We start from the raw sequence: 23,233 nt of genomic DNA, 5'->3' as shown, positions 1-23,233 counted from the left end.
AGGCGGACGTCCCGCCGCTAAGAAACCGCAGGTGAGGCCGTGATAACGACGTTTTTCCCCCAGGGATCTTCCGTGTAGCAGCTGATGAGGACCAGGCGGTTGGGCACGATCTCCCAGATGGGGCTGTCCTTCAGGCTGGACTTCACGTAAGTGGTGATGTTGTCCACCTGGTACGTGATGGTTCCTGCAGCGGTGTCGACCTCGAACCGGTCGCCCACTGCGGCGGCTGAACTCAAATGGTTGAAAGGTGCTTCCGCGCCGTCCCAGCTATGGCCGATCACGTAGGTGGTGTTGGACGAGCCTTTGCCCGGGGTTCCGAAGGGAGTCAACCAGTAGCCGTCTTTCGTGGTGGGCGGCACGATGGTCTGGGTCGACTCGGCGTCGCTGTCCGGTTCAAGGGGGTGCACGGGAACGTCGAAGCCCGCGGACGGGTACCGGATGCGGCGGGGCTGCGATGCTTCGGGCAGTAGGGGTTCCGGAACAGAATTGGCAGGAGGGTCCGCAGGTGCCACGGTTACTTGTGCGGCAGCGCTTGCGGCGGCTGGCGCCGGCTCGGGGGCCGGAATTCCAGTAGTAGCGGATTCGACGGCACTTCCGCCGACGCCTGAGGCGGGGTGCGACTGGCTGAACAGGGGTGTGCCAAAGGTAATGGACAGGAAAGCCAGGACACCGCACAGGAGAATGGCCAGGTCTCCCCGGTCCCAGCGCCACCGCCGGGGTTTTGCCTCAGCGACGTGCCGGCTGTGGACCTTTTCCATGGTGCTCCCCGATGCTCGAGACGGAACCGGAAGGAAGGCGTCCCGCCGGGCACTGGCGGAACGCCTTCCTTGTCAGGTGGCCGCAATTGCGGCTTTGCCGGCGTCAGCCGTCCAAGGGCAGCGTGCGGGACCTGCGACGGACCGCGACGGCCGCTCCTGCAGCCATCAGGGCACCCAAGCCAGCCAGCCAGGACGGAGCGCTTTCAGCGCCGCCGACGGCTGTCTGGGCGTTGTACCCCTGGTTGGTTCCCCGGCTGACGGCTGCCGGTGCAGCCGGCGCGGCGGCAGGTGCCTGCCGCTGGACGGCAGCCTGCGGTGCTGCGGCCGCGGGCGCCGCCGCTGGCGCCGCCGCTGGCGGAACGACGGCGGGCTGGTTGACCGCCGGCTGTTCGACGACGACGGGCTGTTCGACGACGGGCTGGTTGACGACCGGCTGTTCGACCACAATGGGTGGCACCACGACGATCGGCGGCACCTCCACAGGCGGCGTTACCACTACGGGCGCAACGCAGTCGTTAGCGTGAATGGCGATTCCCGCCGTGTCCCAGTTCCGTTCGCCCATGTTGTCGTTTGGCGGAACGATGTCCTCCAGATGGAGGTCGTGCCCGTCCAAGGCGCTGACGCTGATGGTGACTGCCTTGTAGAAGCCGCCGCCCTCAGCGTGGCAGATGGTGATTTTGTCGGCGGCGGCGGTGGCTGGAGCGGCGACGGTGAACGCCGCCAGCCCCAGCACCCCCAGCGTGGCCATGGTGCGTTTCATGATGATTCTCCCCAGTTCTTTGCCGGAAACGGACCATGCTGAGGAGGAACAGTGCTTGCGCCGAATGCCCCAGCAACACGGTCAGCTTGCTTGAGTTTTCAGGCTAGGCGGCTGCCCCCGGGCCAGTCCTGAGTAGGGGGTACTCGTCTTTTCCCGTCCTTGGTGGTTCTGGTTACTTGCGGGTACCCGCATCACGGGGGACTGCCGGCGCTGGCTACCTGCCTTCCGGGCGGTGTGTCTTGTCGGCGGATGCGGCCGGGCCTAACGTTGAAGCAGACGAAAGGTGCGTGGAGTCATGGAAATCTTCATGTGGTGGCTGGACCTGGACCTGGCAAGCAAGGAATGGCTGCGGGAGAACCTGCGCGCCGAGGAGTTGCCCCTTCCGGTGCTCCAGGGGATTGCGGAAGCCGGCGGCCCGCATCCGGACAATCTCGCAGGAGTACTCACCGCCGCTGACTGGGACTTCATCGAAACCCAGTCGGAGTTCGTGGACTAGCAGCCCGGCAGGCAGGCCCGGCAGCAAGAAAACCGTTGCGGGCTGCGTTTGCCGGTGGTTGCATGGTGGGCATGGCAACCGCAGAGAATTTTGTCCTGGCGATCGGGACCAAGAAGGGCCTGTGGCTTGCCACGAGCCAGGACAGGCACCGGTGGTCCTTCACCGGCCCGCATTTCCTGATGAGTGAGATCCCCAGCATCGGGATAGATACGAGGGAAGGCCGGACCCGGATCATGGTGGGCGTCCGCAGCGAACACTGGGGGCCCACCGTGGCCCACTCGGATGACCTCGGAGCCAGCTGGTCAGAGCCGGAGCAGGGCGCCGTCGCGTTTCCGGAGGACACCGGCGCAGCGCTGGAGCGCATCTGGCAGATTTACCCGGACGCAGCGTCCCGTCCTGGCGTCGTTTGGGCGGGTGCGGAACCCATTTCCGTGTGGAAGTCAACGGATGGCGGCGAACATTTCGAACTGAACCGGGGACTCTGGGACCATCCCCACCGCAGCGAGTGGGGTGCCGGGTATGGGGGAGCCGCCGCGCACTCCATCGTGGTCCATCCGTCGGGTGAGACGGTCCATGTGGCCATGAGTACCGGAGGCGTTTACAGGTCGCTCGACGGCGGCACCTCCTGGGAGCCGCGCAACCGCGGCATTTCCGCCTACTTCATGCCCGACCCCAACCCGGAATTCGGCCAGTGCGTGCACAAGATCGCCGCGGATGCCGTCGTCGAAGGCCGCCTGTACGCCCAGAACCACCACGGCGTCTACCGCACGGATGACAACGCGGAGAACTGGAACTCCATTGCGGAGGGGCTGCCCGCCGATTTCGGCTTCGTGATGCTGACCCATCCCCGCCGCGAGGGCACTGCATGGGTGGTTCCCCTGAAGGCCGATGGCGAACGCATCCCGCCGGACGGCGAACTGGCAGTCCACCGCACGGATGACGCCGGCGGCACCTGGAAGAGACTCAGTAATGGCCTGCCCACGCAGGAGTACAACAGCGTGCTGCGTGATGCTGCGTCCGTGGACACCGCGGAGCCGGCAGGGATCTACTTCGGGACCCGCGGCGGAAGCGTCTACGCAAGCGCTGACGAGGGTGAGGTGTTCCAGGAGGTGGTGTCCCACCTTCCGGATGTGCTGTGTGTCCGGGCAGCCGTGATTGCCGGTGGCTGACACTACCGCGCGGCACATCGCTGTAGTGCTCCCCAGTGTGCTGCAGCCGCTGGCCGGCGGGCAGTCGGTCCTGACTGCGCCCGCCGACGGGCCGGTAACGGTGGGAAAGCTGCTGGATGCGGTGACGTCGGACTTCGCAGTGCTCGCCCGGCGACTCCGCGATGAAACGGGCGCGCTGCGGCGTTTCGTCAATGTCTACGTGGGCGGAGAAGACGTACGGCGGCTGCGGGGCCTGGACACAGAGGTGGTTCCGGGCCAGGAGGTGCTGGTCATCCAGTCCGTGGCCGGAGGCTGAGGGGCGGGCAGGGAACGTCCGCTGCGGCGGGCAGCCCTTACTGGCTACACCCGCGGCAACGGCTTCCGGATGGGGTCAGGCCACCCGCCAAACGCTGCATTCGTCCGTATTGATGGCTTTGCGCAGGCCGGTGAGCCGGTCCATGATCCAGACGACGCCGATGCCCGGCGCCGTTTCCTGGACACGGCCGCGGCGGATCACCACGTCGTCGTAGGAGGGCCCGACGGAAAGGCGGGCTTCGATCTCGTCGCCGCGGTGGAGCTGGTCCAGGGCGCGGACTCTGGTCACATGTGGTGTCGCTTTCTGCTTCATGGCGTGGCCTCCTGGCTGGGGCTGGTGCCGGCTCTTGCCTGCAGAATCAAGTGTGCCCAAGCAATGTTGCGCCCGCGTTTCCCCTCGGTTAGGCGCGGGTTAGCTTTTAGCGCCGGAGCTGTTTCCCCTAGGGCAGCTCCAGGCCGGTGCGGTAGGCCGCCAGGAACGTGGAGATCCGCCGCACGGCCTCCCGGATGTCCAGGACGGACGGAAGGATCACAAACCGGAAGTGGTCCGGCGCCGGCCAGTTGAACGCGGAACCGTGGGAGACGAGGATCTTCTGGTCCCGCAGCAGGTCCAGGACAAACTGCTCGTCGCTGCTGATGGGGTAGAGCTCCGGATCCAGCCGGGGAAACAGGTACATGGCTCCAGCCGCGGGCACGCATGTCACGCCGGGAATGTCCGTCAGGAGTTGGTAGGCAAGGTCCCGCTGTTCGCGGAGCCTGCCGCCGGGCCGCACCAGCGCCTCGATGCTTTGGTAGCCGCCAAGGCAGGTCTGGATGGCGTGCTGGGCGGGGACGTTGGCGCACAGGCGCAGGGAGGCGAGCAGTTCCAGTCCTTCCCGATAGGCGGCGGTTGCGGCGAGCGGGCCGGTGACTGCCACCCAGCCGGCCCGGTAGCCCGGCATCCGGTAGGCCTTGGACAGGCCGCTGAACGTCAGGCAGCAGACGTCCTCCGCCACGGCGGCAGTGTGGATGTGCTGCGCATCCTCATACAGCACCTTCTCGTAGATCTCGTCGGAGAACAGGACCAGGTGGTGCTTGCGTGCCAGTTCCGCGAACTGCGCCAGGATGTGGCGCGGGTAGACGGCGCCGGTGGGGTTGTTGGGGTTGATGATCACAATCCCCTTGGTGCGGCTGGTGATCTTGGCTTCCACGTCGGCCATGTCCGGCCACCAGCTCTCCGCCTCGTCGCAGAGGTAGTGCACCGGCTTGCCTCCGGTCAGGGTGATGGCGGCCGTCCAGAGAGGGTAGTCCGGTGCCGGCACCAGGATCTCGTCGCCGTTTTCCATGAACGCCTGCAGGCACATCGAAATGAGCTCGCTGACGCCGTTGCCGATGAAGACGTCCTCCACGCCAATCTGCATCAGGCCGCGGGTCTGGTAGTACTGCGAGATCGCCGTGCGTGCCGTGAAGATGCCCTTCGAGTCGCTGTAGCCCTGGGCCCCGCGAAGGTGGTGGATCATGTCCACCACCACGGACTCCGGCGCCTCCAGCCCGAACGGTGCGGTGTCCCCCAGGTTCATCTTGAGGATCCGGTGCCCCTCCGCCTCCATGGCTTTGGCCGCCTGCAGGATGGGTCCGCGGAGTTCGTACCGCACGTTCTGGAGCTTGCTGGAGTGTTGCATGGGGCGCATGGTTGATTTTTTCACAGACGGACGACGCCGGCGCACGGCTAGGGTGCCGGCCGATCGCCCTTGCGGTGCAGGCGGAACCAGCGGTAACCGTAGCGTCCCAGCTCAACCGTGAAGCTGCCGTCGGGATCCAGCGCTGTGTTGTCGCCGTCGAACAGGTCCAGCAGGACAGCGTCCCTGAACGCATTCCGCGGCCCGTCCTCCGCGGCCACCGTGCCCCGGACTTTTACGGGCTCTTCCCCGAAATTGTGCAGCAGCACCAGCGCGCCGCCGTCCGAGCTGAGGGTGTGGGCGAAGACGGCCGGTTCCGGCTGGTCGATGACGGCGAACTTGCCCCAGCCCAGCTCCGCCGATTCGCGGTAGCGGCGGATCAGCGTGACCATGAAGTTGAACAACGAACCGGGGTCCCGCTTGGCTTTGGCGGCATTCAGGTTCTCGGGGCCGTACTCACCCCGGACGACGGGCGCCACCAGCTGGGACACGTTGGCGGTGGAGAACCCGCCGTTCTTTTCGTCATTCCACTGCATCGGGGTGCGCACGGCGGCGCGGCTCTTCTGCCGCAGGTCCTCACCCATCCCGATCTCCTCGCCGTAGAACAGCACGGGCGTGCCGGGCAGTGAGAACATCAGCGAGTACACCATCCTCAGGCGTTCCTGGTCGCCGCCGAGCATCGGGGGGAGCCGCCGGCGCAGCCCGCGCCCGTAGATCTGCATGTTCTTCTCGGGCCCGAACGCCGCGAAAACTTCTTCGCGCTCGCCGTCCGTGAGCTTGTCCAGGGTGAGTTCGTCATGGTTGCGGACGAACATGGCCCACTGGTTGTCGGGATGGAGCGGTGGCCGGCTCTTCAGGGTCTCGGCCAGGGGACGGGCGTCCCGGCGGGCCAGCGACAGGTAGATGTGCTGCATGGACATGAAGTCGAACTGCATGTTCAGCTCGTTGCCTTCGGGGCCGCCGAAGTACTCCACCTGTTCCTTGTAGGGCAGGTTCACCTCGCCCAGCAGGACCGCGCTCCCGTTCCGACGGCTGACGAAGCTCCGCAATGCTGCCAGGTATTCATGCGGATCCAGGTTGGCGGCCTCGTCCTTGGGCTGGCCCCGGGTTTCCAGGAAGAAAGGCACGGCATCCAGGCGGAACCCGTCCAGGCCCAGCTCCAGCCACAAGCCCATGGCCTTGGCGATTTCGTTCCGCACGGACTCGTTGGTCACGTTCAGGTCCGGCTGGTGTTTGGCGAACATATGCAGGTACCACTCGCCGGTGGCGTCGTCCTTGGTCCAGAGTGAGTTCTCTTCACCCGGGAACACCACCTCGGAGGAGGTATCCGGGGGCGTGTCGCTCCGCCACACGTAGTAGTCCCGGTACCGGTTGTCCGTGGATTGCCGGGCCTCGACAAACCAGGGGTGCTGGTCCGAGGTGTGGTTCACCACGAAGTCGGCGATGACCCGCATGCCGCGGTCCTTGGCGGCCCGGACGAACTCCACCAGGTCTCCCAGGGTGCCCAGCCGGGGGTCCACGGTGAAGAAATCCGTGACGTCGTAGCCGTCGTCCCGGTCCGGCGAGGGGTAGAACGGCATCAGCCAGATGCAGGTCACTCCCAGGGCGGCCAGGTAGTCCACGCGCTGGGTGAGGCCGGCGAAATCACCGGTGCCGTCGCCGTCGTCATCAAAGAATGTCTCAACGTCCAGGCAGTACACTACTGCGTTCTTCCACCAGAGATCCGAGGTTTCGGCGATCCTCATGCCGGAGCCTCGGCCTTCGCCTGGAGCCGCGAGCCACGCAGCTGCGGGAGGACCTCTGCTGCGAACGCATCAATGAACGGTGCCTGCTCCTGCCCCACGAAGTGCAGGTAGAGCTCGTCGAAGCCCAGCTCGGAGTAGCCGGCCAGCCACTCGGCGTGCTGGTCCAGGCTCGCCGAAACGTTGACGGCCTTGCGGACCTGTTCCTCGCCCACCTGCCCGCTGACGCCGTCGAAATGCCCGGCCGTGGGGAGGTCCCACGGGACCGGCGGGGCAAAGGTGTTGGTCCGCCACTGGTCCAGGGCGATCGCTGCCGCATCCCCTTCACGGGACGCCCAGGACAGGTGCACCTGCAGTACAGCCTTGCCGCGGCCCCCGTTGTCCCGGTAGGCGGCCAGCATCTCTTGGAGCTTGCCTGCCGGTTGGTTGACCGTGACCAGGCCGTCCGCCCAGGCGGCGGCACGGCGGGCAGTGTCCACACTGATGGCAGGAGCGATCAGGGGTGGCGGGGTGTCCGGAACGTCCCAGATCCGCGCCTGTTCCACGGTGACCAGGCCGTGGTGCGTAACGTCCTCGCCCCGGTGGAGCCGCCGGATCACCTCAACGCATTCCTCCAGCCGGCGCTGCCGCGTTTCCTTGGGCGGCCACGCGTCGCCGGTAATGTGCTCATTCATGTTCTCCCCGCTGCCCGGGGCCATCCAGAACCGGCCAGGGAACATGCCGGCAAGGGTGGCGGAGGCGTGGGCGATGATGGCCGGGTGGTACCGCTGGCCAGGCGCCGTCACCACTCCAAACCGGAGGCCGGTGGTGGCCAGCGCGGCGCCCAGCCAGGACCAGGCAAACCCGGAATGCCCCTGCCGGGCGGACCACGGCTCGATATGGTCCGAGCACATCGCGGCATCGAATCCTGCCCGTTCCGCGTGCTGGACGTCCTTGAGGAGTTGCCCGGGACTGATCTGTTCGTGGGAGGCGTGGAAGCCGACAGTAACCATCGTTAACCTCTACCGTCCGGGGAGGTGTTGTGTCGAGGGGTTGTGGGTCTTCCTGCGTCAGGGTATGGCGCCTGTCCGGCTGCCCACGACTTGTCGGATAAGTTGGTAACTTGTAGTACTGTCCTGCCTCGGACTCGCGCGCAGGTGGCGGAAACGGAAGGAAGTACCCCTGTGGGCGGTGTGCTGATCGGCCTGGCGGTGATCGGCGTCGTCATTGCGGTGGGATACATCGCCGCACGGTGCGGCCTGGGCGGTGAGCCCACGGTCTCCGCCCTCACCCGCACCGCCTTCTTCATCACCAATCCCGTCCTGCTGTTTACCGTGGTGTTGGAATCGGACCTCACGGTGGTGTTTTCGGCCTACGTGCCGCTGGCGCTGATCACGGCAGCCGCCACCGCACTGCTGTACGTTCTCGCCAGCCGGCTGTGGTTCCGGCGGCCCCTGGCGGAAACCGCCGTGGGGGCAATGGCCAGTTCCTACGTCAACGCGAACAACATCGGAATCCCCGTCACGCTGTATGCCCTGGGCGACGCCACCCCCGTGGCACCGGTGCTGCTGGTCCAGCTGCTTCTGTTCGCCCCGCTGGTCCTCACCCTGCTGGACCTTTCCGCGGCCGGCCGGGTCTCGCCGCGCCTGCTGCTCACCCAGCCCTTCCGGAACCCCATGATCATTGCATCCCTGCTGGGGGTGGTCCTCGCGGCGTTCCACGTGGAACTTCCCGAACCCGTAATGGCACCGCTGGCACTCCTGGGCGGAGCCGCCGTTCCCGTGGTGCTGCTGGCCTTCGGCATGTCCCTGCACGGGACCAGGATGCTCCAAGGCGGCGGCCACACCGCGGAAATCCTTACTGCCACCGCGCTGAAGTCCGCGGTGATGCCCATGGTTGCCTTCGTCGTCGGCCGCTTTCCCTTCAACCTGGACCAGCACATGCTCCTGGGCGTGGTGCTGATGGCGGCGCTGCCCTCTGCCCAAAACGTGTTCCTGTTCGCCGGCAAGTACGGGCGCGGCGTTGCGGTGGCCCGGGAAACCGTCCTGCTGTCGACGGCGGCGGCGGCCCCTGCGCTGATCCTCATTGTGTGGCTGCTCGCCGGCTGAGCGCCGGTCTTCCGGAAGCGGCTGCCGCCCGGCAAGATGGGGCACATGGAACTCCCCGTGATGCCGCCCGTCCCGCCGATGCTCGCCAAGGCCGTCAGCGGCATCCCGGAGGGGGAGCTCAGTTATGAACCCAAGTGGGACGGGTTCCGGTCCATCATCTTCCGCGACGGCGATGAGCTGGAGATCGGCAGCCGCAACGAAAAGCCCATGACCCGCTACTTCCCGGAACTTGTCGAGGCGCTGAAGGAGAACCTGCCGCCACGCTGCGTGGTGGACGGCGAGATCATCCTGATCGGTTCCTCCGGCGACCGGCTGGATTTCGACACCCTCCAGCAGCGCATCCACCCCGCCGCCAGCCGGGTCAAGCTGCTTGCGGCGCAGACGCCGGCCTCCTTCGTGGCCTTCGACCTGCTGGCCCTGGGCGACGACGACTACACGGGCCGGCCATTCACGGAACGGCGGGCTGCGCTTGAGAAGGCGCTCGCCGCCAGCAAGGCACCCGTCCACCTCACCGCTGCCACCACGGGCAAGGACACGGCGGAGCAGTGGTTCCGGCAGTTTGAGGGTGCCGGGCTGGACGGCGTGGTGGCCAAGCGCCTGGACGGCAGGTATGAGCCGGACAAGCGGGTGATGTTCAAGACCAAGCACGAGCGCACCGCCGACTGCGTGGTGGCCGGTTACCGGCTGCACAAGAGCGGGCCGGACGCCATCGGATCCCTGCTGCTGGGCTTGTACAAGGACGACGGCGGCCTGGCCAGTGTGGGGGTGATAGGCGCCTTCCCCATGAAGCGGCGGCAGGAACTGTTTGAACAGCTCCAGCCACTGGTCACCGATTTTGACCACCACCCGTGGGCGTGGGCGAGGCAGGAGGAGGGCGAACGGACCCCGCGGAACGCCGAAGGCAGCCGGTGGAGCGCCGGCAAGGACCTGTCTTTCGTGCCGCTGCGCCCGGAACTGGTGGTGGAGGTCCGCTACGACCACATGGAGGGCGACAGGTTCCGCCACACGGCCCAGTTCAACCGCTGGCGGCCGGACCGGGACCCGGAATCCTGCACCTACGCGCAGCTGGAGGAGCCGGTCAGCTTTGACTTGGCGTCGGTGCTGGAGACCGGACGGCCGTAGTTGCTGCCGGGTTGCTGCCGGAACAGCCCATTTTTACCCAGTAAAGGCCCGCCATTCCGGGGAATGGCGGGCCGTCCGGTCCTAAAACCGGGCTGGTGCGTTACTTCAGGCCAAGCTGCTTGGTGGGGGTCCTGAAGGATTCCTTGGCCGTGAGGGCGGAGATGGCAGCGATGGAGCAGATGACGGCGGTGAAGATGCTGATCTGGACCCACCCGCCGGGCTTGATGCCGCCCATGGCCGCGACGATGGCCGGGGCGAAGCCTGCCATCAGGAAACCCAGCTGGGTGCCGATGGCCAGGCCGGAGAAGCGCACCCTGGTGCTGAACATCTCGGCGTAGAAGGACGGCCAGACGGCGTTGGAGGCTGCGTAGCCGCAGGAGAAGAAGCCGATTGCTGCCAGGAACATGAGCGGCACGCTGCCGGATTCCAGGCTGAGCAGGAACACGGGGGTCAGCGCGGCACTGGCCACGGCACCGTAGATGAACACCGGCTTGCGGCCGATCTTGTCAGCGAGCATGCCGAAGAGCGGCTGGGTGCCCAGTGCCACCAGGTTGGCGCCGACCACGAGCCACAGCGTGGTGGTGCCGTCCACGCCGGCAACCGTCTTGGCGTAGCTGATGGCGAGGGTGCCGAACACCGTGGAGACGGCAGCGATGAAAGCGCAGCAGATGACGCGGAGGACGTCGCGCCAGTGGCCCTTGAGGAGGTCAGCGACGGGGAGCTTGGAGATCTGCGCGGACTTCTGGGCTTCCTCGAAGGCCGGCGGCTCGTGCAGGGTGCGGCGGATGAAGAAGGCAACCACCACGACGACGGCGCTCAGCCAGAAGGGGACGCGCCAGCCGATGCCGTACTTGATCTCGTCTGGAAGTGCGAGCACCGGGATGAAGACGAGGGCGGCGAGGACCTGGCCGCCCTGGGTACCGGTGAGGGTCCAGGAGGTGAAGAAGGAGCGGCGGTTGTCCGGGGCGTGCTCCAGCGTCATGGAGGAGGCGCCGGCCTGCTCGCCGGCAGCCGAAAGGCCCTGGCAAAGCCGGGCCAGGACCAGCAGGGCGGGAGCCCACCAGCCAACGGTGTTGAAGTCCGGGAGGCAGCCGATCAGGAAGGTTGAGGCACCCATCAGCAGGAGGGTGAACATCAGGACCTTCCGGCGGCCCACCCTGTCACCGAAGTGGCCCAGGATGACGGCGCCAACCGGCCGCGCCACATAGGCGAAACCGAAGGTGGCGAAGGACATGATGGCCGCGTTCGCGTCAGCATTGGGGAAGAAGACCGTGGGGAAGATCAGCGCTGCGGCGGAACCGAAGATGAAGAAGTCGTAGTATTCGACGGCGCTGCCCAGGAAGCTGGCGAGGGCTGCCTTCTTCGGCGTCCCGGCCGGGGCAGCGGTGCCTGGCTCAGTGGACGGAAGTAACTGGCTCATGGAGTTCCTTAGATGTGACGACTTTGTCGCGGATGGATCAGGGCTCGCAGCCGGCACGGCCTGGGGTAGGGGCTTGGCTGGCACGGCTGGAAAGTTTGGAAAACCCGAACAGTAGCCACATGGTGGGAGCTACTTGTGCGATACAGCAATGATGGCTGTGAGTGGAGTCACTTGTCAAGAAAATAATCACCATCTAGAAATAGCTCTCACTATGTGGCAACATCGAGGTATGAGTGTGAATCAAACCACAGCGGACGATGACGTAGCTGCCGAGATCAAAGCGGACGCCAAGGCGGCCAAACCGGACCGTACCGACATGGTGGGCAAGGCCCTCGGCCTCCTGGTCCTCCTGGGCGATGAGCCGCTCGGTGCGAGTGCCGCGGAAATCTCCCGCCGTGCGGACCTGCCCTTCAGCACCACCTACCGCCTGCTGGGCTCGCTGACGCGGGACGGTTTCGTTGATTATGAACCGGACGGGCGCCGGTACCACCTGGGCCTGCGGATCTTCCAGCTGGGCCAGCGGGTCTCCAACCACCACGGCTTCGCAGGAACGGCCATGCCGGTTTTGCGCCGGGTGACCGAGCAGACGGGCGAGGCAACCATCCTGAGCGTCCGGGACGGCCACCACCACCTGACGGTGAACAAGGTGGACGGCCCGCAGATGTTCCGGGTGACCAGCGACCCCGGACACCTGGGCTCCCTCTCCACCACCGCCGTCGGAAAGGCCCTGGTGGCCTTCGCCGAGGATTCCGAGCGGGAAAAGCTGTTGGCGGAGCTTCCGCTGGAGGGGCTAACGGAAAAGTCCATCACCGACCGCGACGCCTTCCGCGCCGAAATCGGGAAGGTCCGGGCCGAGGGGTATGCGGTGATGGATGAGGAGAACGAGGCCGGGATGCGCGCCGTCGCGGTCCCTTTGCTCAATTCCCAGGGTCACGCGTTCGCCTCGCTGGCTACGGCCGTTCCTGTTTTCCGCCTGAGCCTTGAAGGCTTGGTGGCGCACGTTCCGCTGCTGCAGGAGGCCGCGGCGGAACTGGCTGCACGTCTTCCGCAGCGGTGAGCGTGCCCAATCGCCCGAATTACGCAAATTCAGGACCCCTTTGTTCGTATCTAGAACAAAAGTGCGAGAAGTGAACATTTGTTATATCGTTATTCCAGTCACCTGCTGGCAGCGCACGCCCAACGGCAAACGCCGGCCGCCCGGTGCCGTATCAAAGGAGCTGCACGGATGAGTAATCGAACTGAGTCCTACCTCGTGGGACTGGTCGGCGACGGCGTGATGCCGTCACTCACCCCGCCCATGCATGAACGCGAGGGTGATGTGCTGGGACTGCGCTACCTTTACCGGCCCATCGACCTCCTGGAACTGGGCCTTTCCGGGGAATCCGTGGGAGAGCTCCTCAAGAGTGCCCGGAACCTCGGCTTCAATGGCCTGAACATCACCCACCCGTGCAAGCAGCTGGTCCTCCGGCACCTGGATGAAATTTCTCCGGATGCCCGACGGCTGGGGGCCGTCAACACCGTGGTGATCGAGGACGGCCGGTTCGTTGGCCACAACACCGACTTTTCCGGCTTTGCCGCCGCGCTGGCTTCAGGCCTCCCCGCCGCAAAGCTGGACCGCGTAGTCCAGTTGGGCGCCGGCGGGGCAGGTTCCGCCGTCGCCTACGCCCTCCTCACCGCCGGGGTCCGCTACCTGGACCTCGTGGACATGGACGCCGCGCGCGGCGCCGCCCGTGCGGCCGAGCTGGCCGGCTTTTTCCCGGACAGTACCGTGATTGCACGGACGACGACGGAGCTGCCGCAGCTGATGCCCCTGGCCGACGGCCTGGTGCACTGCACCCCCGTGGGCATGGCCGCCCACCCCGGCGTTCCACTGGACCTGGACCTTTTGGAGTCCCGGCACTGGGTGGCGGACATTGTCTACCGCCCCATCGACACCGAACTCGTCCGGGGCGCCCGCGCCAAAGGCTGCGAGGTCCTGGACGGCGGCCGGATGGCCGTGGGCCAGGCCGCCGACGCGTTCCGCATCTTCACCGGCCTGGAGCCGGACCCGGACCGTATGCGCTCGCACTTCCTGGAGCTCGTGGCCGCCGAGGAGGTGGCCGCCTGATGCGCACCGGAATCGCCACGGTCTGCCTCTCCGGCACACTGAAGGAAAAAATGCAGGCTTGCGCCATCGCGGGCTTCGACGGCATCGAGATTTTCGAACAGGACCTGGTCACCTCGCCGCTGAGCCCCGAGGACGTCCGCAGGATGGCCGCCGACCTCGGCCTCGGGCTGGACCTCTACCAGCCGTTCCGGGATTTCGAAGGCGTCACGCCGGACCTGCTGAAGGCCAACCTTCGGCGGGCTGAAGCGAAGTTCACGCTGATGTCCCGGCTGGGCATGGACACCATCCTGGTCTGCTCGAACGTGGCCACGGCCACCATCGACGACGACGAACTCCGCGCCTCCCAGCTCTCCGAACTCGCGGAGCTGGCAGGGGACCACGGCATCAGGGTCGCCTACGAGGCCCTGGCCTGGGGCAAGCACGTCAACGACTACGAGCACGCCTACCGCCTGGCGGAGATGGTGGACCACCCCAACTTCGGTACCTGCCTGGACTCCTTCCACATCCTCTCGCGCGACTGGGACACCGCCCCGATCGAGACGATCAACGCGGAGAAGATCTTCTTCGTCCAGGTGGCCGACGCCCCCAAGCTCTCCATGGACGTCCTGTCCTGGAGCCGCCACTACCGCGTGTTCCCCGGCGAGGGCCAGTTCGAGCTCGCCAAGTTCATGGGCCACGTGGTCCGCGCCGGCTACACGGGGCCCGTGTCACTGGAAGTCTTCAACGACGTCTTCCGCCAGTCCGACGTCGAACGCACCGCCGTGGACGCCATGCGCTCACTGATCTGGCTGGAGGAGCAGAGCGCCAAGTGGCTCGCAAGCACCGCGCCGGAAGCCGAAGGGGGCACTGTTGCCGCGTCCCGCCGTCGTTATCCCATGGAACTCGCCACCCTGCCCAAGGTGAACGAGCCCGCCGGCTTCAACTTCGCCGAGGTCAAGGCCGAAGACACCGCGCAGCTCGAGAAGCTCCTCAGCCAGCTCGGCTTCGGGTTCGAGGGCCGGCACCGCACCAAGGACGTCCAGCTGTGGACCATGGGCCAGGCCCGCGTGATCATCAACGAGCAGGCGGCGTCGCACGCGGAACCTGCCATCGCTGCGCTGGGGTTCGACGTCGATTCCCCCGTGATTGCCTCGGCCCGCGCGCAGCAGTTGAAGGCGCCCGTGGTGGCCCGGAAGGTCCAGGCGGACGAGGAGGTGTTCCAGGGCATCTGCGCACCGGACTCCACGGAAATCTTCCTGTGCCAAGGTAGTCCCGACGGTACGGCGGCCTGGACGCGTGAGTTTGGCGAGGGGCTGGAACACCCGCGGCAGCCGCAGAACGCGGTCATTGACCACGTGAACCTGGCCCAGCCGTGGCAGCACTTCGACGAAGCTGTCCTCTTCTACACCAGCGCCCTGGCCCTGGAGCCGCAGCCGTTCGCCGAGGTGCCCAGCCCCAGCGGGCTGGTCCGCTCGCAGGTCATGCAGACGTCCGACGGCGCCGTGCGGCTGGTGCTCAATCTCGCCCCGGCGCAACAGGCCTCCGGGCACAAGACCTACCAGGAGCACATCGCCTTCGCGGTGGAGGACCTCGTGTCCGCGGCCCGGGCAGCCCGCGGCCGGGGACTGGAGTTCCTGCAGATCCCGGCCAACTACTACGAGGACCTGGATGCCCGGTTCGACCTCGACCCCGCGTTCCTTGCCACACTGCAGGAACTGAACCTCCTGTATGACCGCGACGCCGACGGCGAATTCCTCCATTTCTACACCGCCACCATTGGCAGCGTGTTCTTCGAAATGGTGGAACGCCGCGGCAACTACGACGGTTACGGGGCGCCCAATGCCCCCGTCCGCCACGCCGTGCAGTACGACTCGCTGCACCGCATCTGACCAGCACCACGTAACCGACCGATCCAAACGAAAACCAGAAAGGAGCCAGCCGTGCCGGAAGAAGCCGCCACTCCGCGTGAAACGGACGAGTCTGTCCCGCCCGCCGAGCCAAAGGCCGCGCATGTGCCGCTGGACCGCTCCATTGAAACCCAGGCTGACCTCAGCGCGGAGATCAACGGCCTGGCCGATGCCTACGCCCGTGCACTGAAGGACGGCGCCCCGGCGGAAACCCAGCCCCGGCTGGACTACCCGCCTTACCGCTCCAGCATCCTGCGGCACCCCACCAAGAGCCTGCACCACGCGGACCCGGAGACCATCGAGCTGTACTCCCCGGCGTTCGGGCACCAGGACGTGCACGCGCTGGAGTCGGACCTGACCATCCAGCACAACGGCGAACCCCAGGGCGAGCGGATCATTGTGGCCGGCCGGGTCCTGGACGGCGACGGCCGCCCGGTGGCCGGGCAGCTGGTGGAGATCTGGCAGGCCAACGCGTCCGGCCGCTACATCCACAAGCGCGACCAGCACCCGGCCCCGATCGACCCCAACTTCACGGGCATTGGCCGCTGCATCACCGGCCCGGACGGCTCCTACCGGTTCACCACCATCAAGCCCGGAGCCTACCCGTGGAAGAACCACCTGAACGCCTGGCGCCCGGCGCACATCCACTTCTCCCTGTTCGGCACCGAGTTCACCCAGCGCATCATCACCCAGATGTACTTCCCGGGGGACCAGCTCTTCCCGCTGGACCCGATCTACCAGACCATCGTGGACCAGGACGCCCGCGACCGGCTCGTGGCCAGCTACGACCACAGCCTCACCGAACCCGAGTGGGCCCTGGGCTACAACTGGGACATCGTCCTCACCGGGCCCAAGCGGACCTGGACCGAAAACGAGGCGTTCGGTACGGCAGGCGACAGCAACGAAGAGGCAGGGGAATAGGAACATGAGCAACCAGAGCACCCAGCTTGTTCCCACCCCCGGCCAGACCGTTGGCCCGTTTTACGGCTATGCGCTGCCCTTCGAGAAGGACAACGAGCTCGTGGCCCCGGGTTCACCGGGCTCCATCCGCCTGCAGGGCACGGTGTATGACGGCGCAGGACACACCATCCCCGACGCCATCCTGGAAATCTGGCAGCCGGACGCCCAGGGCAACGTGGTCCAGCGCACGGGCTCCCTGGTCCGCGACGGCTACACCTTCACCGGATGGGGCCGCGGCGCCGTGGGGAACTCCGGCGTCTTCACCTTCACCACGGTGAACCCCGGGCCCACCAGGCCCGGTGCTGCGGCCTTCATATCGGTTGCCATCTTCGCCCGGGGCCTGACCAACCGGCTGTTCACCCGCATCTACCTGCCGGAAGACACCGAGGCTCTCGCCAACGATCCGCTCCTGAGCTCCCTGGAGCCGGAGCGCCGCAAGACACTCATCGCCCGCCGCGACGCCGACGGCGGCCTGACCTTTGACATCCGCCTGCAGGGTGAGGGCGAGACCGTCTTCCTGGACTTCCAGTGAACGACGCCGGCCTGCTCAGCCCCGTCTCGGCGTCGCCCCTCGTGGCGGCGCTCACGGGTGACGACGCCGTGCTGGCGGCGATCCTCGCCGTCGAGTCCGGCTGGGCCGCGGTGCTGGAAAGGGCGGGCCTGGCACCTGCCGGCTCCGCCGCCGTCGTCGCATCCGCTGCCGAGGCCGGCCGCTATGACCCCGCCGACATCGCACGCCGTGCCCAGGGCGGCGGCAACCCGGTGATCCCGCTGCTGGCGGACCTCCGCCGGCACGTGGCAGCGCTGGACACCTCGCAGGTGGGGGCGGGGAAAGCGGTGCACACGTCGCTGACCAGCCAGGACGTCCTGGATAGCGCGCTGATGCTGGTGACCCGCAACACCGTGGAGGCGCTGCTGGGCGACCTGAAACGCACCACGGCGGCGCTCGCGGCCCTGGCGGAACAGCACGCGGACACGCTGTGCGTGGGCAGGAGCCTGACGCAGCATTCCCTCCCCTTCACGTTCGGCCTGCGGGCTGCGCAGTGGTTCCAGGGCTTGGCCGCGGCGGGCCGGCAGCTGGAGGACCAAGAGTTTCCGGTCCAGTTCGGCGGCGCGGCGGGCACCCTCGCGGCTGCCACTGTACTGACCCGCGGTTCAGCTGCCACCCCCTTCGGGCTCGCCGATGCCCTGGCCTCCCAGCTGGGCCTTGCCGCGGCCCCCGCGCCGTGGCACACCAACCGGCTGGCCGTGACGTCGCTGGGGCATGCGCTCGCCTCGGTACTGGATGCCTTCGGCAAAATCGCCGCGGACGTCCTGTTCCTGAGCCGGCCCGAGGTCGGCGAGCTGGCTGAGCCGCGGGCCGCCGGGCGCGGGGTTTCATCCGCCATGCCGCAGAAGCAGAACCCCGTGTTGTCCGTGCTGGTCCGCAGCGCCGCGCTGCAGGCCCCGGCCCTGGCCGCCCAGCTGCACCTGGCCGCCGCCAACTTCAACGACGAACGCCCGGACGCCGCGTGGCACGCCGAGTGGCCCGCGCTTCGGCAGCTCCTGGCGCTGGCCCTCGGGGCGGCCGGGCATGTCCGCGAACTGGCGGAGGGCCTTCAGGTTTTCCCGGACGCCATGCGCCGGAATCTGGATCTCGCCGGTCCGCTGCTTTTAGCTGAAGGCGTGGGTGCAGCTGTCGCCCCGCTGCTTCCGGACAAGGGCGGGATGAGCGGAAAGCAGCAGCTCCAGGCCGTGGTGGACCAGACACTCCAGGCCCCGCCTGCGGAGCAGGCCGCCACGTACCGCAAGCTGCTCCGCGAGGCGGTCCCTGCCGGGGTCCTGAGCGACCTCCGGCTGGAGGAACTCCTCAACCCCGCCGGCTACCTCGGCGAGGCCCCGGAAATTTCCCGGCGGATCCTGGCCGCGTATCCGGACTTCGCCGCCAATCCACCTGCAGACACCGAACAGAATGGATCTTCCCGTGGCTAAGCCAGCACTGAAGGCAGCACTGCTGTCGCCTCAACGCCCCCTCGGCGAGCACCCGCTGCTGGTGGTGGGGCCGTCCCTGGGCACCTCCACCATCCTGTGGAACCGCGCTGCGTCCCTGCTCGGCCACGACTACGACGTGGTGGCCTGGGACCTGCCCGGCCACGGCGTCTCACCTGCGGCCTCCGAATCGTTCGACGTCGGCGCACTGGCTGACGCCGTGGTGGACCTCGCCGATTCCATCGCCCCCGGCGCGTCTTTTCACTACGCCGGCGTCTCCCTGGGCGGCGCCACCGGCCTCCAGCTGGGCATCAAGCACGGGGAACGCCTCAAGAGCCTGTCAGTGCAGTGCAGCGGCGCGAAGCTGGGCACGCCGGAGGGGTGGCTTGAGCGCGCCGAAACCGTCCGCAGCCAGGGCACGCCGGTGATGATCCAGGGCTCGGCCGAGCGCTGGTTCGCGCCGGGCTTTATGGAGCGCGAGCCTGAACTCAGCAGCCGGCTCCTGCACGCCCTGCGCGACGCCGACCGCTTCAGCTATGCATTCTGCTGCGAGGCGCTCGCGGCTTTTGACGTGCGTGACGAACTGGGCAGCATCCGGGTGCCAACCCAGGTCATAGCCGGCGCGCTGGACGGGGTGGCCCCGCCGTCGTTCGCGGAGGAAGTGGCCGCAGGCATCACAGCCGGCGGCGGCACCGCAACCGCCGTCACGCTCGAGGGCGTGGCGCACCTGGCCCCCGCCGAGGCGCCTGCCCACGTGGCAGACCTGATGCGCAGCCTCATCACCTGGGCCGAATCGAAGGGAACAGACTCATGAGCACGAATGACCCGAGCCACGGCGTGGTCCAGCCCGATGCCACCAGCCAGGACATTTACGACGGCGGCATGATTGTCCGCCGCGAAGTCCTGGGCGACGCGCACGTGGACCGGGCCAACGCCAACAAGGACGAGTTCACCGAGGACTTCCAGGACATGATCACGCGGATCGCGTGGGGCGGCATCTGGACCCGGCCCGGCCTTTCCCGCCAGATGCGCTCCGCCGTCACCATCACCGCGATGGTGGCGCACGGGCACTGGGAAGAGCTGGCCATGCACATCCGTGCCGCGGTCCGGAACGGCCTGAGCCGGGACGAGATCAAGGAAATCCTGCTGCAGACGGCCATCTACTGCGGCGTCCCCTCGGCGAACACGGCCTTTAAGACAGCCCAAGAGGTCTTCCATGCAATGGACAACACTGCACTGGACAACACCCACACCGACGAACCCCAGCCCAACTAGGTAGCGCTAAGTGTCGTTTTGACCCCCGAAAACGACACTTAGCGCTACCTAGTTGGGAAACCCAGACGCAAACCAGAGGAACGAGTTATGAACCAGGCTTTTGTGTACGACGCCGTGCGCACCCCGTTCGGCAAATTCGGGTCCGGCCTTGCCGCCGTCCGCCCGGATGACCTCGCCGCGCACGTCATTAAGGAATCCGTGAAGCGGGCCCCCGACCTCGATCCTGGGCGGATTGACGAGGTGGTGTTCGGCAACGCGAACGGCGCGGGTGAGGAAAACCGGAATATCGCCCGGATGGGCACCCTGCTCGCCGGCCTTCCGGTATCGATCCCGGGCACCACGGTGAACCGGCTCTGCGGGTCCTCGCTGGATGCTGCGATCATCGCCTCCCGCCAGGTCAACGCCGGCGACGCCGACCTGGTGCTGGTGGGCGGGGCGGAGTCGATGTCCCGGGCGCCGTGGGTGCTGCCCAAGACGGCGAAGCCTTACCCGGCCGGTGACATGACCCTGGCCTCCACCACCCTGGGCTGGCGGCTGGTGAACAAGGCCATGCCGAAGGAGTGGACCATATCCCTGGGCGAGGCCACTGAGCGGCTGCGCGAGAAGTACGGGGTGACCCGGGAGGCGCAGGACGAGTTCGCCGCTGCCTCGCATAACCTTTCCGCCGCTGCGTGGGACGAGGGGTTCTATGACAACCTGGTGGCGCCGGTGCCGGGCACGGACCTGGTGCGTGATGAGGGCATCCGCCCCGGTTCCTCGGCGGAGAAGCTGGCCGGTTTGAAGACGGTGTTCCGGACCGAGGACGGCACGGTCACTGCGGGGAATGCTTCGCCGTTGTCCGACGGCGCCTCCGCGGCCTGGGTGGGGAGCGAGGCTGCCGCCGGGCTGCTGGGGCTGGACCCTTTGGCCCGGATCGCCGGCCGCGGCGCGCACGCGAACGATCCCCAGTACTTCGGGTACGCCCCGGTGGAGGCGGCGAACAAGGCCCTCGCGAAGGCGGGGATCGGCTGGGACCAGGTGGGCGCCGTCGAACTTAACGAAGCGTTCGCCGCGCAGTCCCTGGCGTGCATCAACGCCTGGGGGATCGACCACGAAATTGTGAACCGGCACGGCGGCGCGATCGCGATGGGCCACCCGCTGGGTGCGTCCGGAACCCGCATCCTGGGCACCCTCGCCCGGAGCCTGCAGGCCTCCGGTGAACGCTGGGGCGTGGCCGCGATCTGCATCGGTGTGGGCCAGGGCCTGGCCGTGGTCCTCGAAAACGTGACCGCCGCCGGAACCAACACTGGAAAGGACCAGTAATGCTGAACTTCGTAGATTCTGTCCGGGAGGCCGTGTCCGGTGTTAAGGACGGTTCCACCGTGATGATTGGCGGGTTCGGCAATGCCGGGCAGCCGTTCGAACTCATTGACGCGCTGCTGGACTGCGGCGCCACGGACCTGACCGTGGTGAACAACAACGCGGGCCAGGGCGATCAGGGCCTGGCGCTGCTGATCAAGGAGGGCCGGGTGCGGAAGATGATCTGTTCCTTCCCGCGGCAGTCCGATTCCTGGCACTTTGACGCCAAGTACAAGGCCGGCGAGATCGAACTCGAACTCGTGCCGCAGGGAAACCTGGCCGAGCGGATCCGTGCCGCCGGGGCCGGGATCGGCGGGTTCTTCACCCCCACCGGGTACGGCACCATGCTGGCCGAGGGCAAGGAAACCCGCATCATCGACGGCCGCGGCCAGGTCTTCGAAACACCTATCCACGCCGACGTCGCCCTGATCAAGGCGCTGAAGGCCGACGGCAAGGGCAACCTTGTGTACCGCAAGACGGCCCGGAACTTCGGCCCGATCATGGCCGCCGCGGCCAGGCACACCATCGTCCAGGTTTCCGAGATCGTCCCCGTCGGGGGACTGGACCCGGAAAACGTGGTGACCCCAGGCATTTACGTCAACACTGTGGTCCGCGTGCCCGCGGCCAGTACCGCTTCCCCTGCAGGAAAGGTCGCTTGAGATGAGCACCGCAACAACCCTCCAGACCTCCGTCACACCCCTGGGCCGGGACGACCTCGCCCGCCTGGTGGCCAGGGACATCGCCCCGGGATCGTTCGTGAACCTGGGCATCGGCCAGCCCACCCTGGTGTCGAACTACCTCACCGAGGAACAGAACATCACGCTCCACACGGAGAACGGGATGCTCGGCATGGGGCCGGAAGCCAAGGGCGACGAGATCGACGAGGACCTCATCAACGCCGGCAAGATCCCGGTCACCGAACTCCCGGGCGCCTCGTACTTCCACCACGCGGACTCGTTCGCGATCATGCGCGGCGGGCACCTGGACATCTGCGTCCTGGGCGCTTTCCAGGTGTCCGCCTCCGGTGACCTGGCGAACTGGCACACCGGGGCACCCGGGGCGATCCCCGCCGTCGGCGGTGCCATGGACCTCGCCACCGGCGCCAAAGACGTGTTCGTCATGATGACCCTGCTCACCCGCGAGGGCGCCTCCAAGATCGTGGAGTCCTGCACATACCCGCTCACCGGCGTCGGCTGCGTCACCCGCGTCTACACAGACAAGGCCGTCTTCCTCACCGGCCCCGACGGGGTCACCGTCCGGGAAACCTTCGGCTGCACCCTCGAAGAGCTCCAGGAACTCGTACCGGTCCCGCTCGAGGCGGCAGCCGCGCCATAGCAGGCGGCCCTAGGATTGGTAATCATGACCGACGCCGTCAGTACAGAAAACCAGCCCGCCCCGCAGGCCAGTGACCAATATGTCCAGTCCTTGGCCCGCGGGCTCGCGGTGATCCGCGCGTTTGATACAGAGCATCCGGTCATGACCCTCACCGCGGTTGCTGCCCGCACCGGCCTCACCCGAGCCACTGCGCGGCGGTTCCTGCACACCCTGGTGGAGCTGGGCTATGTCAGGACCGACGGCAAGACCTTCGCGCTCACGGCCAAGGTGCTCCAGCTCGGGTACGCATACCTGTCCGGGCTGTCGCTGCCGCAGCTGGCCCAGCCGCACCTTGAGGAACTGTCGCTGAAGCTGGGGGAGTCCACCTCCGCCGCTGTGCTTGACGGCACCGACATCGCGTACGTCGCCCGCGTGACCACCCGCCGCATCATGACCATAGGCATTACCGTGGGCACCCGTTTCCCCGCCTATGCCACCTCCATGGGGAGGGTGCTGCTGGCCGGGCTGCCTCCTGCTGACCTCAAGGCGTACCTTGCTGCCGCCGACATCAAGCCGCTGACCCCACGCGCATTGGGGAGCGTCAAGGAACTTCTGGCAGTCCTGGACACCGTCCGAGCCCAAGGCTGGTGCTTGCTGGACCAGGAACTCGAACTTGGCCTGATGTCCGTGGCCGCCCCCGTGTACGACGGGCCAAAGGTGGTGGCGGCAGTGAACGTGTCCCTGCAGGCCCAGTCCGTGGCTGCCAAGCCGGACCCTGACGCCTACCTTTCATCGGTTGCCCAGGAAATCGTCGCCACCGCAAAGCTGATCTCGGCCGACCTAACGGCCCGGGGCTGACCAGCCCCATCCGTGTCCTCA

General features: G+C 67.1%; 24 protein-coding genes. 17 read left to right on the top strand and 7 right to left on the bottom strand.

The features are described 5' to 3' along the window. Window positions 1–17: 17 nt before the first annotated feature. Window positions 18–758, bottom strand: a complete 741-nt coding sequence (locus tag C3B78_RS19250; RefSeq protein WP_104999488.1) for a class F sortase — start codon at window positions 756–758, stop codon at window positions 18–20. A 103-nt stretch (window positions 759–861) separates the two neighbouring features. Continuing rightward, on the bottom strand, window positions 862–1,518 hold the full coding sequence (locus tag C3B78_RS19245) for a hypothetical protein (protein ID WP_234005465.1): 657 nt from the start codon (window positions 1,516–1,518) through the stop codon (window positions 862–864). Window positions 1,519–1,813: 295 nt separating this feature from the next. On the opposite strand from C3B78_RS19245, the gene C3B78_RS19240 reads away from it, so the two are divergent. From C3B78_RS19240 to C3B78_RS19230, 3 genes are all read left to right on the top strand, one after another. Beyond that, the gene (locus tag C3B78_RS19240; RefSeq protein ID WP_104999487.1) at window positions 1,814–2,014 is read left to right on the top strand and encodes a hypothetical protein; all 201 of its coding nucleotides are present in this window, start codon (window positions 1,814–1,816) and stop codon (window positions 2,012–2,014) included. Window positions 2,015–2,076: 62 nt separating this feature from the next. Beyond that, complete coding sequence (locus C3B78_RS19235; protein WP_104999486.1) at window positions 2,077–3,183, top strand: glycosyl hydrolase; 1,107 nt, start codon at window positions 2,077–2,079, stop codon at window positions 3,181–3,183. Beyond that, a complete protein-coding gene (locus C3B78_RS19230; protein WP_234005464.1) occupies window positions 3,176–3,478 on the top strand; it encodes a MoaD/ThiS family protein in 303 nt (100 codons plus the stop codon). The genes C3B78_RS19235 and C3B78_RS19230 overlap by 8 nt, the downstream gene beginning before the upstream one ends. Before the next feature lie 75 nt (window positions 3,479–3,553). Here C3B78_RS19230 and C3B78_RS19225 read toward each other — a convergent pair whose 3' ends face one another. The 4 genes from C3B78_RS19225 to C3B78_RS19210 all read right to left on the bottom strand — a co-directional run bounded on the left by C3B78_RS19225 (window position 3,554) and on the right by C3B78_RS19210 (window position 7,869). Next, window positions 3,554–3,790, bottom strand: coding sequence for a hypothetical protein (locus C3B78_RS19225; RefSeq protein WP_104999485.1), 237 nt, complete (start codon window positions 3,788–3,790; stop codon window positions 3,554–3,556). 127 nt (window positions 3,791–3,917) lie between these two features. Then, a complete protein-coding gene (locus C3B78_RS19220) occupies window positions 3,918–5,147 on the bottom strand; it encodes a pyridoxal phosphate-dependent aminotransferase (RefSeq protein ID WP_104999484.1) in 1,230 nt (409 codons plus the stop codon). A gap of 38 nt (window positions 5,148–5,185) precedes the next feature. Beyond that, window positions 5,186–6,880: an alpha-amylase family protein gene (locus C3B78_RS19215; protein ID WP_104999483.1), complete on the bottom strand. Its 1,695-nt coding sequence runs from the start codon at window positions 6,878–6,880 to the stop codon at window positions 5,186–5,188. Next, window positions 6,877–7,869, bottom strand: coding sequence for a TIGR03885 family FMN-dependent LLM class oxidoreductase (locus C3B78_RS19210; RefSeq protein WP_104999482.1), 993 nt, complete (start codon window positions 7,867–7,869; stop codon window positions 6,877–6,879). Before C3B78_RS19210 ends, C3B78_RS19215 begins: the two co-directional genes overlap by 4 nt. 171 nt (window positions 7,870–8,040) lie before the next feature. Between C3B78_RS19210 and C3B78_RS19205 the strand changes: the two genes are divergently transcribed. Further along, window positions 8,041–8,964 (top strand): AEC family transporter, encoded by a 924-nt coding sequence (locus tag C3B78_RS19205; protein WP_104999481.1) that lies wholly within the window; start codon window positions 8,041–8,043, stop codon window positions 8,962–8,964. A gap of 45 nt (window positions 8,965–9,009) precedes the next feature. Continuing rightward, window positions 9,010–10,086: an ATP-dependent DNA ligase gene (locus tag C3B78_RS19200; RefSeq protein WP_104999900.1), complete on the top strand. Its 1,077-nt coding sequence runs from the start codon at window positions 9,010–9,012 to the stop codon at window positions 10,084–10,086. Window positions 10,087–10,186: 100 nt separating this feature from the next. Here the strand turns inward: C3B78_RS19200 and C3B78_RS19195 are convergent, their stop codons facing one another. Next, entirely contained in the window at window positions 10,187–11,506 is a 1,320-nt protein-coding gene (locus C3B78_RS19195) for an MFS transporter (protein ID WP_104999480.1), read from the bottom strand. A gap of 229 nt (window positions 11,507–11,735) precedes the next feature. On the opposite strand from C3B78_RS19195, the gene C3B78_RS19190 reads away from it, so the two are divergent. The 12 genes from C3B78_RS19190 (at window position 11,736) to C3B78_RS19135 (ending at window position 23,212) form a co-directional block, all read left to right on the top strand. Continuing rightward, entirely contained in the window at window positions 11,736–12,563 is an 828-nt protein-coding gene (locus tag C3B78_RS19190) for an IclR family transcriptional regulator (RefSeq protein WP_199775296.1), read from the top strand. A gap of 168 nt (window positions 12,564–12,731) precedes the next feature. Further along, window positions 12,732–13,613 (top strand): shikimate dehydrogenase, encoded by an 882-nt coding sequence (locus tag C3B78_RS19185; protein WP_104999479.1) that lies wholly within the window; start codon window positions 12,732–12,734, stop codon window positions 13,611–13,613. Then, window positions 13,613–15,481, top strand: a complete 1,869-nt coding sequence (locus C3B78_RS19180) for a bifunctional sugar phosphate isomerase/epimerase/4-hydroxyphenylpyruvate dioxygenase family protein (protein WP_104999478.1) — start codon at window positions 13,613–13,615, stop codon at window positions 15,479–15,481. Before C3B78_RS19185 ends, C3B78_RS19180 begins: the two co-directional genes overlap by 1 nt. A gap of 51 nt (window positions 15,482–15,532) precedes the next feature. Then, window positions 15,533–16,420, top strand: a complete 888-nt coding sequence (gene pcaH, locus C3B78_RS19175; protein ID WP_104999477.1) for a protocatechuate 3,4-dioxygenase subunit beta — start codon at window positions 15,533–15,535, stop codon at window positions 16,418–16,420. Window positions 16,421–16,424: 4 nt separating this feature from the next. Continuing rightward, on the top strand, window positions 16,425–16,991 hold the full coding sequence (gene pcaG, locus C3B78_RS19170) for a protocatechuate 3,4-dioxygenase subunit alpha (protein WP_104999476.1): 567 nt from the start codon (window positions 16,425–16,427) through the stop codon (window positions 16,989–16,991). Next, window positions 16,988–18,430, top strand: coding sequence for a lyase family protein (locus C3B78_RS19165; protein ID WP_104999475.1), 1,443 nt, complete (start codon window positions 16,988–16,990; stop codon window positions 18,428–18,430). Before pcaG ends, C3B78_RS19165 begins: the two co-directional genes overlap by 4 nt. Continuing rightward, window positions 18,423–19,241, top strand: a complete 819-nt coding sequence (locus C3B78_RS19160; protein ID WP_104999474.1) for an alpha/beta fold hydrolase — start codon at window positions 18,423–18,425, stop codon at window positions 19,239–19,241. Before C3B78_RS19165 ends, C3B78_RS19160 begins: the two co-directional genes overlap by 8 nt. Then, the gene (gene pcaC, locus C3B78_RS19155; protein WP_104999473.1) at window positions 19,238–19,702 is read left to right on the top strand and encodes a 4-carboxymuconolactone decarboxylase; all 465 of its coding nucleotides are present in this window, start codon (window positions 19,238–19,240) and stop codon (window positions 19,700–19,702) included. Before C3B78_RS19160 ends, pcaC begins: the two co-directional genes overlap by 4 nt. Before the next feature lie 87 nt (window positions 19,703–19,789). Beyond that, window positions 19,790–21,004: a thiolase family protein gene (locus C3B78_RS19150; protein ID WP_104999472.1), complete on the top strand. Its 1,215-nt coding sequence runs from the start codon at window positions 19,790–19,792 to the stop codon at window positions 21,002–21,004. Further along, on the top strand, window positions 21,004–21,699 hold the full coding sequence (locus C3B78_RS19145; RefSeq protein ID WP_104999471.1) for a 3-oxoacid CoA-transferase subunit A: 696 nt from the start codon (window positions 21,004–21,006) through the stop codon (window positions 21,697–21,699). Before C3B78_RS19150 ends, C3B78_RS19145 begins: the two co-directional genes overlap by 1 nt. 1 nt (window position 21,700) lies before the next feature. Beyond that, window positions 21,701–22,375, top strand: a complete 675-nt coding sequence (locus C3B78_RS19140) for a 3-oxoacid CoA-transferase subunit B (RefSeq protein ID WP_104999470.1) — start codon at window positions 21,701–21,703, stop codon at window positions 22,373–22,375. A gap of 24 nt (window positions 22,376–22,399) precedes the next feature. Next, window positions 22,400–23,212, top strand: coding sequence for an IclR family transcriptional regulator domain-containing protein (locus C3B78_RS19135; RefSeq protein WP_104999469.1), 813 nt, complete (start codon window positions 22,400–22,402; stop codon window positions 23,210–23,212). The last annotated feature ends 21 nt before the right edge of the window (window positions 23,213–23,233 follow it).

Source organism: Arthrobacter sp. PGP41 (assembly GCF_002953935.1).
GTDB lineage: Bacteria > Actinomycetota > Actinomycetes > Actinomycetales > Micrococcaceae > Arthrobacter.
Note: the sequence above shows the minus strand (reverse complement) of the source record. Positions and strands in the feature narration are given on the sequence as shown.

Bases quoted from the DNA above. Each gene is read 5' to 3' on its own strand.
- C3B78_RS19250 (WP_104999488.1), bottom strand. From the start codon at position 758: ATGGAAAAGGTCCACAGCCGGCACGTCGCTGAGGCAAAACCCCGGCGG.
- C3B78_RS19245 (WP_234005465.1), bottom strand. From the start codon at position 1,518: ATGAAACGCACCATGGCCACGCTGGGGGTGCTGGGGCTGGCGGCGTTC.
- C3B78_RS19240 (WP_104999487.1), top strand. From the start codon at position 1,814: ATGGAAATCTTCATGTGGTGGCTGGACCTGGACCTGGCAAGCAAGGAA.
- C3B78_RS19235 (WP_104999486.1), top strand. From the start codon at position 2,077: ATGGTGGGCATGGCAACCGCAGAGAATTTTGTCCTGGCGATCGGGACC.
- C3B78_RS19225 (WP_104999485.1), bottom strand. From the start codon at position 3,790: ATGAAGCAGAAAGCGACACCACATGTGACCAGAGTCCGCGCCCTGGAC.
- C3B78_RS19220 (WP_104999484.1), bottom strand. From the start codon at position 5,147: ATGCGCCCCATGCAACACTCCAGCAAGCTCCAGAACGTGCGGTACGAA.
- C3B78_RS19215 (WP_104999483.1), bottom strand. From the start codon at position 6,880: ATGAGGATCGCCGAAACCTCGGATCTCTGGTGGAAGAACGCAGTAGTG.
- C3B78_RS19210 (WP_104999482.1), bottom strand. From the start codon at position 7,869: ATGGTTACTGTCGGCTTCCACGCCTCCCACGAACAGATCAGTCCCGGG.
- C3B78_RS19200 (WP_104999900.1), top strand. From the start codon at position 9,010: ATGGAACTCCCCGTGATGCCGCCCGTCCCGCCGATGCTCGCCAAGGCC.
- C3B78_RS19195 (WP_104999480.1), bottom strand. From the start codon at position 11,506: ATGAGCCAGTTACTTCCGTCCACTGAGCCAGGCACCGCTGCCCCGGCC.
- C3B78_RS19190 (WP_199775296.1), top strand. From the start codon at position 11,736: ATGAGTGTGAATCAAACCACAGCGGACGATGACGTAGCTGCCGAGATC.
- C3B78_RS19185 (WP_104999479.1), top strand. From the start codon at position 12,732: ATGAGTAATCGAACTGAGTCCTACCTCGTGGGACTGGTCGGCGACGGC.
- C3B78_RS19180 (WP_104999478.1), top strand. From the start codon at position 13,613: ATGCGCACCGGAATCGCCACGGTCTGCCTCTCCGGCACACTGAAGGAA.
- pcaG (WP_104999476.1), top strand. From the start codon at position 16,425: ATGAGCAACCAGAGCACCCAGCTTGTTCCCACCCCCGGCCAGACCGTT.
- pcaC (WP_104999473.1), top strand. From the start codon at position 19,238: ATGAGCACGAATGACCCGAGCCACGGCGTGGTCCAGCCCGATGCCACC.
- C3B78_RS19150 (WP_104999472.1), top strand. From the start codon at position 19,790: ATGAACCAGGCTTTTGTGTACGACGCCGTGCGCACCCCGTTCGGCAAA.
- C3B78_RS19145 (WP_104999471.1), top strand. From the start codon at position 21,004: ATGCTGAACTTCGTAGATTCTGTCCGGGAGGCCGTGTCCGGTGTTAAG.
- C3B78_RS19140 (WP_104999470.1), top strand. From the start codon at position 21,701: ATGAGCACCGCAACAACCCTCCAGACCTCCGTCACACCCCTGGGCCGG.
- C3B78_RS19135 (WP_104999469.1), top strand. From the start codon at position 22,400: ATGACCGACGCCGTCAGTACAGAAAACCAGCCCGCCCCGCAGGCCAGT.